Raw genomic sequence first — 8,995 nt, forward strand, 5'->3', positions numbered from 1 at the left:
GGGTACCCGGGGCGGGCCGGTCGCTCGAATTCCGTTCGGCGTGGAGCGCCCTGAGCTCCAGAAAGCGTTGCTCCGGCGCCGTCGGCGCGAGCCGCAGCGCCTCGCGGTAGGCGGCGGCCGCCTCACGATGCCGGCCGAGCCTGCGCAGCAGATCCGCCCGGGTGGCGGGCAACAGGTGGTAGCCCCGCAGCGCCGGAACATCCGCCAGCGCCTCGACCAGCGGCAGGCCCACCGCCGGCCCCTCCGCCATCGCCACGGCCACCGCACGGTTGAGCTCGACCACCGGCCCAGGAGCGAACCGGGCCAACTCCCCGTAGAGCAAGGCGATCTGCGGCCAGTCCGTATCGTCGGCGCGCGCCGCCGACGCGTGGCACGCGGCGATCGCGGCCTGCACCTGGTACGGCCCTGGGCGGCGTGCGACGAGCGCGGCGTCGAGCGTCGTCAGGCCCTCGGCGATCCGCTGCCGGTCCCAGCGGGACCGGTCCTGCTCCTCCAGGGGGACCAGGTCGCCGCGCGCGTCGGTACGGGCGGCGGCCCGCGCGTCGTGCAGCAGCATCAGCGCCAGCAGCCCGGCCGGCTCCGGGTCGTCCGGCAGCAGCCCCGCCAGCAGTCGGGCCAGCCGGATCGCCTCCGCGGTGACCCGGCGTTGGTCCAGGCCGTCCGCGCCGCCCGCGTACCCGGCGTTGAACAGCAGGTACAGCACCGTCAGTACGGCGCCGGTACGCTCCGGCAGCAGCTCGCGCGGCGGCACCCGGAACGGGATGCCCGCGTGCCGGATCTTGCCCTTCGCCCGGGTCAGCCGCTGCGCCATGGTCGACTCCGGCACCAGGAAGGCCCGGGCGATCTCCGCCGTGGTCAGCCCGGTCAGCGAGCGCAGCGTCAGCGCGACCTGCGCGGCCCGCGGCAGCGCGGGGTGGCAGCAGGTGAAGATCAGCCGCAGCCGGTCGTCCGGCACCGCGTCCGCCTCCGGGTCCGCGCCGGCCACCACCGCCTCGGCCGGCTCGGCGACCCGGTCGGCGTCCGGTTCCAGCCGGGCCGCCTCACGCAGCTTGCGTGCCTCGTTGGAGCGGCGGCGCAGCACGTCCAGCGCCCGGTGCCGGGCCGTCGTGGTCAGCCAGGCGCCGGGGCGGTCGGGTACGCCGTCGCGCGGCCAGCGCTCGAGGGCCCGTTCGAAGGCGTCCTGCGCGCACTCCTCCGCCAGGTCCCAGTCGCCGGTCTGCCCGATGACGGCCGCGACGACCCGGCCCCACTCCTCGGGCCAGGCCGCCGCCACCGCCGCGCGGGCCGCGTCGGCCCGATCCGTCAATCCGTCCAGAACGGCCGCACCTCGATCATCCCGTACTTGGCCACCGGGTGTTTCGAGGCGACCTCGACCGCCTCGTCCAGGTCGGCGCACTCGATCACGTCGAAGCCCGCCATCTGCTCCTTCGTCTCGGCGTACGGGCCGTCGGTGAGCAGCAGGCCGCCGTCGCGGACCCGTACGGTCGTGGCGTCGGACGACTCGCGGGTCCGGTTGCCCATCAGGCGGATGCCGCGGCCGTCCATCTCCTCCACCCACGGGGTGACGTCCAGTTGCTCCGGCGTCGCGTCGTATCCCGTGCCGTCGTGGCAGATCAGCAGCAGGTACTTCATGGCGCATCTCCTTCGTGTCGTGGGCGCGTCTCCCGCCCTCCGTGTCGTGCGGGCGGATTCCGCTCGGTCACCCACACGACGAACGGCACCGGCCCGTATCGACATCCGCGGCGACATTGGTGTCGAGTATCCGTGCCGAGTATCCGTGCCGGCATCCTCGCCGGCGGCAGCTCACGTGGTCGGCGGGAAAGGCCCGCGGCGCCTCACCTGGCCCGGCTGCGCCTCACCTCGCCTGCGGCGCCGCCCACGGCAGGGTCGAGTGGCGGTGCGGAAGAAGGCCCGCGGCCACGACGGCCAGCAGGCCCGCCACGATCGGCAGCGGCACCGTCGGGTGGCCGTGCACGATCAGAGCCGCGCCCGCCAGAGCGCCCAGGAACATGGCCAGCGCCGACAGCAGCCGCCGCCCCGCCTTGCTGTCCACGCCGCCCGCGAGCCGCGAGTCCGCCGCGACCCCGGTGAGCGTCATGGTGAGGACCGTGGTGGTCAGATCGGGTACCGCCAAACGGCGTACCACCGCGTTCTGCGACCCCATCGCGAGCCCGAGCACCACCACCAGCACCGCCCGCTGCCCGCCGGTGGCGGGCAGGTCGAAGACCTCGGCCAGCGCCAGCGAGACCAGCACCAGCACCAACTGCGCCGCCGTCGCGCCCAGCAGCAGCCGCGCCCGGTGCTCCGACACCAGCCCGTACAGCCGCCCGCCGATCACCGCGCCCGCCACGAACGCGATCAGCGCCAGCACCGACGCGAGGATCGAGAAGCCCTTCGCACCGGCCAGCGAGAAGGCCAGGAACACCACGTTTCCCGTCATGTTGGCCACGAAGACCCGACCCAGCACCAGGTAGCTGAAGGCGTCGACCAGGCCGGTCACCACGGTCAGCACCAGCAGCAGCGGCGGCAGCGGACCATGCGGACCGGTGAGCGGCGGCGCGACGATCGCACGGATCTGACGGAGCGTGGTGCGCACGGCGTGTGTCCTCCCGGGAGGCGTGCCCGCCGCCCGCCGGGACAGACGGACCACGCGGGCGATGGTGGTCCCCCAGCATGGTGGCCGCCTCGGCCCCGCCGGAAGCGGTGGGCGCGCGTGTCGTGACCGCCGATGTGAAACTGACCGGCAAGGAGGTGATCTTCCATGGCGATGTCCGCCGCGGACCTGTCCCCGACCGACGGTCCTACCATCACCACTGACGTGCCGGCGAGACTCGACCGGCTGCCGTGGTCGCGCTGGCACTGGATGATCGTGGTCGGCCTCGGCACCGTATGGATTCTCGACGGGCTGGAAGTCACCATCGTCGGCAATATCGCCGGCCGCCTGTCGGAGCCGGGCTCCGGTCTGGCCGTCACCTCCTCGGACATCACCGGACTCGCCGCCGCGCTGTACGTGACCGGCGCGTGCGTCGGCGCGCTCTTCTTCGGCTGGCTCACCGACCGGTTCGGCCGCCGGAAGCTCTTCATGATCACCCTCGCGGTGTACCTGAGCGCCACCGCGATGACCGCGCTGTCCTTCGCGCCGTGGTGGTTCTTCACCTTCCGCTTCCTGACCGGCTTCGGCATCGGCGGCGAGTACGCGGCGATCAACTCCGCGATCGACGAACTGATCCCGTCGAAGTACCGCGGCCGGGTGGACCTGACCATCAACGGCAGTTACTGGCTCGGCGCGATCGGCGGCTCGCTGCTGTCCATCGTCGCGCTGAACACGAGCATCTTCGCCAAGGACATCGGCTGGCGGATCACCTTCGCGCTGGGCGTGGTGCTCGGGCTGGTCATCCTGCTGGTGCGCAGACACGTGCCGGAGAGCCCGCGCTGGCAGTTCATCCACGGCTACGGCGACGAGGCGAAGCAACTCGTCGGCGAGGTCGAGCAGCGGGTCGAGGCCGAGAAGGGCATCGAACTGCCGCCCGCCGACCGCGAGATCACCATCCACCAGCGCAAGAGCATCGGCTTCGGGCTGATCGCCAGGACCGTCTTCCTGAAGTACCCCAGGCGTGCGACGCTCGGCCTGTCCCTCTTCATCGGCCAGGCGTTCATCTACAACGCCATCACCTTCGGCTTCGGCGCCATCCTGATCAAGTTCTACGGCGTCAACTCCGGCCACACCGGCTACTACTTCGCGGTGATCGCGGCCGGCAACCTGTGCGGTGCGGTGCTGCTCAGCCCGCTCTTCGACATCGTCGGCCGGCGGATCATGATCAGCGGCACCTATCTGCTGTCGGGCATCCTGCTCTTCGGCACCGCGTGGTTGTTCAACCGCGGCTCGCTGGACGCCGACACGCTGACCGCCTGCTGGTGCGTGGTGCTCTTCTTCGCCTCGGCCGGCGCCAGCAGTGCGTACCTCACCGTCTCGGAGATCTTCCCGATGGAGACCCGGGCGATGGCGATCGCCTTCTTCTACGCGATCGGCACGGCGGCCGGCGGCATCACCGGCCCGCTGGTCTTCGCCGACCTGACCTCCTCCGGGAACGTCGGCGACACGGTGCTGGCGTTCTGCATCGGCGCGGCCCTGATGTGCGCCGGCGGCCTGGTCGCGGTGGTCTTCGCGGTCGACGCCGAGCAGAAGTCCCTGGAGGACATCGCCACACCGCTCTCCTCCGCGGGCCCGGCGCGGCCGGCGTCCACCGCCACGCCGAAGCCGACGAGGGACACGGTCTGACCGTACGGGGGCTCGTACGGCGGGGCCTGTACGGACGCGGGGCTATTCCTGGCCGACCGGCAGGAGGCCCCGCTCGCCGAACACCTTCTTCGCCACGAACGTGGCGTTCAGCGCCTTCGGGAAGCCGCAGTACCCGGCGGAGTGCAGCAGCGCCTCCACGATCTCCTCCGGGGTGAGGCCGACGTTGAGCGAGGCGTTGACATGCACCTCCAGCTGCGGCTCGCAGCCGCCGAGCGCGGTGAGCATGCCGAGCGTGACGAGTTGCCGGTCGCGGGGCGCCAGTTGGGGACGGCGGTAGATCTCACCGAAGCCCCAGGCGACCACCTGGTGGCCGAGCTCGGGGGAGATGTCCGCGAGCGATTCGATCACCTTGCGTCCGACCTCGCCGTCGATCCGCGAGAGCGTCTCCATCCCGCGCTCGAAGCGCGCCTCGCGGCTCTCGGCCGGTGCCTCGGCCGCGGCTTCGACGGCGGCTTCGGCCGCTGCTTCGGCCGTTGCTTCGGAAGGGGGCCCGGTCCGGGACTCGTCGGGGGATTCGGCCTTGGATCGGCTGTCGTGGTCCATGACGGGAAACCTAGGACCTGGAGCGCACTCCAGGTCAAGCGCGACGAGGGGGCGCGGAACCGGGAACTTCGTGCGTGGTGTCTTGCGGGTGCCGTTGGCCCGTGCTGATTTCACGGCCGATCGAGCCCGTCGACCGGCTGGACGGCAGCCACTCCAGGCGGACGCCTCCAGGCGAACGGCTTCCTGGTGGGCGCCGCCGCCCTCATGAGGGCCGGACTTGTCCGCCCCGGGCCGTCCCACGTCAGCCGGGCCGCGCGGCCGGCGCGACGGTCGAAGCGGCGGCGAAACGAGCCGTACCCCCGCAGGGCGGGGGTACGGCAGGTGCTGAGCGGGGTCATGCCTTGGAACCACGCTCAGGGGCGGGCCGGCCTTGGCCGGGGTCGGTGGTGCAGCCGCCCTTGCGGCAGTTCACGTCGGGGCAGGACATCTCGGGTCACCTCTTTTCTGCCAGGTCGTCGGGCAAACAGTCCAGGAGTAGCTTGTCCACCCGCCGGCCGCGCCACAGCGCGGCGCTGCGCAGCCGTCCGGCGGGGTGGAAGCCGGCCTTGAGGTAGGCGTTGACCGCAGCGGTGTGCGGGGCCAGCACCTCCAACCACACCGCGCTCAGCGACGCGATGGAGAACGCCCAGTCGAGAGTGAGCGCGGTGGCTTCGGTCGCGTAGCCCCGGCCGCGGTGCTCCGGGGCGATCACGAGGGTGAGTTCGGCGGTGTTGACCGCCTGGTCGACATTGAGAGCGGTGGTACCGACCGGCACCGTGCCCTCGGTGGTGACCACTTCGAAGAGTTGGTAGTGCTTCGAGGTGTGACAGCGCATGAATCGGGCCTGGAACACCTCCCAGGACACCGGCCAGCGGGCACCGAAGCCGACGACGGTCGCCGGGTCGGTCTCCCACCGGTGGTAGTCCTGCATCATCTCTTCCCTCGCCAATGCCAGTGCCAACCGCTCTCCGGCGCGCAGTGGCAGAGGTGCGGGGGAGTGGGGGGTGGTCATCACGTGTCGTCTCTCCCATACGTGTGCCCGGGACCGGGGGGCGGCAGCCGTCAATAAAGCGTCATTCCGCATCCGGTCCCTCGGGGCGGGATCTGCCGTATTGCCGCGGGCGCACCGGGGTTGTGCTTGCCTGTGCGCACGTCCCAGTGGACCCATGAATGCGCCGGCGTCCCATTCGTCAGTAAACGGCCGTTGCGGCGACTGCGGGCGGTCATGGGTGGCAAACGGGTGGCAACCAGGGGCAAGAGGTGACAACGTGCCGAGGGTGGCCGAAAGCGGGTCAACCGAACCGTGCCCCCACCGCGTCGGGTGCGCGGGCTCACGAGTCGGCGGTCCCGCGGGACTTCGCCGAACAGCGCGAGCACCGCGGTGGTCGCCTCCGCGGTCGGCGGCATCCCCGAGGTCGTGGCGGACGGCGGGACCGGGCTGCTGGTGCCCTACCGGGAAGGCCGCGCCGAGGAGTTCGAGGCCGGGCTCACCCGGGCGCTCGGCCGGCTGCTCGGCGACCCGGCGACCGCGGCCCGGATGGGGGAGGCGGGACGGCGGCGCGCGGTACGCGAGTTCGGCTGGGATACGGTCGCCCGCCGCACCGCCGAGCTGTACGACACGGTGGTCAAGACCGGCGCGGCGCCGTAGATCGTGACGCGGCGGCACGGACGCGGCGGCGGACGTCGGCGACGGCGGGCGAGCCGGTGAAGGCGGCCGTCACCTCCAGCAGCCAGGCGGTCTCGGCCGCCACCGTCCCCGGCACCGTCGTCGGCGTGTGCTCCGGGGGCCCGGGAGGCCGGGCATCTGCCGCTTCGCACCGCCGCCCGGCCCGCTTGTTCTCCAGCGCCGCGGCGATGGTGGCCGCTTCGAGCACCGCCCGCCGGTCGCGGTCGCGGTCCTCGGCCTCGGCCGTCCACCGGGCGACGTCGGAGTCGAAGTACGGGCGCAGCGCGAGGTGGCCGTCGCGGATCTCGATCACCCGCCGGTAGAGGGCGAATTCGGCACGTTGCAGGCCGGGACGACGGTCGGTCACCGACGGGTCGAGGGCGATCTGCGGAAGCTCTCGGTGCAGGGCCGACCACAGCGGTTCCAGCGCCCGGTAGCGGCGGTAGGCGCGCAGCCACCGCACGGGAGCGCCGAGCGCGTCGCCCCACAGGGTCGCGGTGGCCCCGCCGGTGGCCAGGAGCGCGGTGATCGCGCCCAGCGAGGAGGACATGACGTCCTCGCCCACGCCCTGGTGGCCGACGCGCAGATCGGCGATGACGTCGTCCAGCGCCCACGCCGTCCAGGCGGCGCCGAACGCGGCCGCGAGCATCATCAGCCGCAGCCCCGTACGCAGCAGCCCGGGCGCGGTCCGGCCGACGTGGTCGGCGAGTCCCCTCGCCATGACGAGCAGGCACCACGCACCGTAGAAGGCGAAGAGCGCGCTGTACGACGCCAGGGCCCACCGGTGGCCGCCGGAGACCGACAACTCCTCGCCCCTGGTGGCGGGGCCGGCCATGAAGAAGAGCAGCACGGAGGTGGTCAGGACCGCGCCGGCCGTCCAGATCTGGCGGCGCACGGCACGCCGTCCGGCCGCCGGGGACTTGAGCGCGTAGGCCACCAGCACGAGGAAGGCGAGACCGGCCATCTTCAGGCTGTGGGAGATCAGCATGACCAGCATGTCGAGCGTCGCCTCATGCGACAACCCGCCTGCGATCACAGGTGCGTTGAAGAGCAGGGCCGGGCCCATGCACAGCGCGAAACCGGCGACGTGGCGCTGCGCGGAGTCCGCTCGTGCGCCGCCACGGGTGATCGCCAGCCGGTGGGCGCCGAAGACGAGGAAGCACCCGGCACCGAGGAACGACAGCAGGTCAGCCATCGCGGCGGCCCGGCGCCGAGTCCTCCGGTATGCCGAACAGCCGGTCTAATCGGGCCCGTTGGGGGTGGGGCGGCGGCGCGGGGTGCGTGCTGTCGGCCAGATGGGCGGTGCGGGTCAGGATCAGGGAGGCGACCAACTCGGCCTCCTGCTCCTGTGGTTCGGTGTACACGCTGCGCCCGAGCACCCGCTGGACGAGCGACGCCGATAAGTGCGGCAGCAGGACCTGTGCGGCCTCCGACGCGGCGGGCGCGGTCTCGTGGTGGCCGCAGATCAGGTGGGCCGCCTCGTGCAGCAGGATGTGCTGCTGGTGCAGCGCGGTGGTGTCGGCCGCGTACAGGATGCAGTCGGCGCGGTCGGTGGTGACCAGCAGGCCGCACGGGGTGTGCTGCATGGAGGAGACCGGCACCAGCTCGATCGGACGGCCGCGGGCGCCCGCGAGCATCCCGACGAAGACCGTCGCGTCGAACGGACTGGGCAGGTCGAGCCCGTCGACCGTGCGCTGGCAGCGCTGCCACATGGACCGACCTCTGGCACTTCTCGTACGTCTCACACGCTGTCCCTTTGTCCGCCGGCCGGAACTGCGAGATCTCACAGAGGAGTTCGAGCACGCTCAGGGTTCGCGACTCGGGGAGCCGCGCTCCCTGCGGGCGAGCACGTCGATCATGTCGCTGATCGTGGCCGCGTCTTCGGGGGAGAGGTTGACCGCTCGCAGCGCCATGCTGCGCACGCCCGCGTCGCGCAGCGCGCCGAGCAGCTCCAGCTCCTTGGCGATGGCGGCGCCCTGCTCGTCGTCGAAGAAGTACCCGACGGGAACGTCGAAGAACTGCGCCAGGGCTTCCAGATGGCGCTTGGTGGGATTGTCGCGGCGGCCGGTGCGCAACTGCCACAGGTAGGTCGCGGAGAAGCTCTCGCCGGTGGCCTCACGGCAGGCGCGGGCGACCTCTTCATGGCTGTACGGCTCGCGGTTGGGGCGCCGGATGACGCGGAAGAGCGCGTCGATCTTGTCGGCGAGCGTGGCGGCGGAGGTGGCGGCGGGATCGGCCGTGGAATCAGCCGCGGCATCGGCCGTGGACCCGGCTCCGGCGGCGGATTCGCGTCCGGTGGCGGACGGCGCGGTGGATGCGTTCTCGCCCATCATCGGCCTCCCCCCGCATCGATCCAGCCAAGCTGGAGTGCCCCCGCACCCGGCTTCATCCTAGCTGGTGCCCCCCGATCCCGGAATGGCCGGCAGCTGTGAGCCGGTGCGCCGGCGGCGGTGCCGACGTGCCGGGCGCCGCCGCCGACTGCCGTACGTGACAAGGGAGTCGCTGTC

Annotated in this window: 9 protein-coding genes and 1 pseudogene; 2 read left to right on the forward strand and 8 right to left on the reverse strand. The window is 72.1% G+C overall.

What is annotated here, in order from left to right:
• The 3 genes from AC13HU_RS24020 to AC13HU_RS24030 form a co-directional block, all read right to left on the reverse strand.
• Nucleotides 1-1,306, reverse strand: a 1,306-nt coding sequence (locus AC13HU_RS24020; protein ID WP_483044015.1) for an RNA polymerase sigma factor, incomplete at its 3' end; no start/stop codon positions are given.
• Entirely contained in the window at nucleotides 1,303-1,632 is a 330-nt protein-coding gene (locus AC13HU_RS24025; protein ID WP_483044016.1) for a YciI family protein, read from the reverse strand. The genes AC13HU_RS24025 and AC13HU_RS24020, both read right to left, overlap by 4 nt.
• A gap of 223 nt (nucleotides 1,633-1,855) precedes the next feature.
• Complete coding sequence (locus AC13HU_RS24030; protein WP_483044017.1) at nucleotides 1,856-2,596, reverse strand: YoaK family protein; 741 nt, start codon at nucleotides 2,594-2,596, stop codon at nucleotides 1,856-1,858.
• 171 nt (nucleotides 2,597-2,767) lie between these two features.
• Between AC13HU_RS24030 and AC13HU_RS24035 the strand changes: the two genes are divergently transcribed.
• Complete coding sequence (locus tag AC13HU_RS24035) at nucleotides 2,768-4,279, forward strand: MFS transporter (protein ID WP_483044021.1); 1,512 nt, start codon at nucleotides 2,768-2,770, stop codon at nucleotides 4,277-4,279.
• Nucleotides 4,280-4,321: 42 nt separating this feature from the next.
• Here AC13HU_RS24035 and AC13HU_RS24040 read toward each other — a convergent pair whose 3' ends face one another.
• Both AC13HU_RS24040 and AC13HU_RS24045 read right to left on the reverse strand, forming a co-directional pair.
• Nucleotides 4,322-4,690 carry a carboxymuconolactone decarboxylase family protein gene (locus tag AC13HU_RS24040; RefSeq protein ID WP_483044022.1) on the reverse strand — a complete coding sequence of 123 codons (369 nt, stop codon included), beginning with the start codon at nucleotides 4,688-4,690 and terminating at the stop codon, nucleotides 4,322-4,324.
• A gap of 586 nt (nucleotides 4,691-5,276) precedes the next feature.
• Nucleotides 5,277-5,834, reverse strand: a complete 558-nt coding sequence (locus tag AC13HU_RS24045) for a GNAT family N-acetyltransferase (protein WP_483044023.1) — start codon at nucleotides 5,832-5,834, stop codon at nucleotides 5,277-5,279.
• 354 nt (nucleotides 5,835-6,188) lie between these two features.
• Between AC13HU_RS24045 and AC13HU_RS24050 the strand changes: the two are divergent.
• Nucleotides 6,189-6,470: pseudogene (locus AC13HU_RS24050) on the forward strand (glycosyltransferase); the annotation flags it as partial.
• Here AC13HU_RS24050 and AC13HU_RS24055 read toward each other — a convergent pair.
• From AC13HU_RS24055 to AC13HU_RS24065, 3 genes are all read right to left on the reverse strand, one after another.
• Nucleotides 6,448-7,683: an MAB_1171c family putative transporter gene (locus AC13HU_RS24055; RefSeq protein WP_483044018.1), complete on the reverse strand. Its 1,236-nt coding sequence runs from the start codon at nucleotides 7,681-7,683 to the stop codon at nucleotides 6,448-6,450. The pseudogene AC13HU_RS24050 and the gene AC13HU_RS24055 sit on opposite strands and share 23 nt — an antisense overlap.
• Complete coding sequence (locus tag AC13HU_RS24060; RefSeq protein WP_483044019.1) at nucleotides 7,676-8,200, reverse strand: ParH-like protein; 525 nt, start codon at nucleotides 8,198-8,200, stop codon at nucleotides 7,676-7,678. Before AC13HU_RS24060 ends, AC13HU_RS24055 begins: the two co-directional genes overlap by 8 nt.
• A 93-nt stretch (nucleotides 8,201-8,293) precedes the next feature.
• Complete coding sequence (locus AC13HU_RS24065; RefSeq protein ID WP_483044020.1) at nucleotides 8,294-8,818, reverse strand: XRE family transcriptional regulator; 525 nt, start codon at nucleotides 8,816-8,818, stop codon at nucleotides 8,294-8,296.
• Nucleotides 8,819-8,995 lie beyond the last annotated feature (177 nt).

The organism is Streptomyces sp. NH27, from assembly GCF_056859195.1.

Coding starts and splice junctions, on each gene's coding strand:
- AC13HU_RS24025 (WP_483044016.1), bottom strand. CDS start 1,632: ATGAAGTACCTGCTGCTGATCTGCCACGACGGCACGGGATACGACGCG.
- AC13HU_RS24035 (WP_483044021.1), top strand. CDS start 2,768: ATGTCCGCCGCGGACCTGTCCCCGACCGACGGTCCTACCATCACCACT.
- AC13HU_RS24040 (WP_483044022.1), bottom strand. CDS start 4,690: ATGGAGACGCTCTCGCGGATCGACGGCGAGGTCGGACGCAAGGTGATC.
- AC13HU_RS24045 (WP_483044023.1), bottom strand. CDS start 5,834: ATGACCACCCCCCACTCCCCCGCACCTCTGCCACTGCGCGCCGGAGAG.
- AC13HU_RS24055 (WP_483044018.1), bottom strand. CDS start 7,683: ATGGCTGACCTGCTGTCGTTCCTCGGTGCCGGGTGCTTCCTCGTCTTC.
- AC13HU_RS24060 (WP_483044019.1), bottom strand. CDS start 8,200: ATGTGGCAGCGCTGCCAGCGCACGGTCGACGGGCTCGACCTGCCCAGT.
- AC13HU_RS24065 (WP_483044020.1), bottom strand. CDS start 8,818: ATGGGCGAGAACGCATCCACCGCGCCGTCCGCCACCGGACGCGAATCC.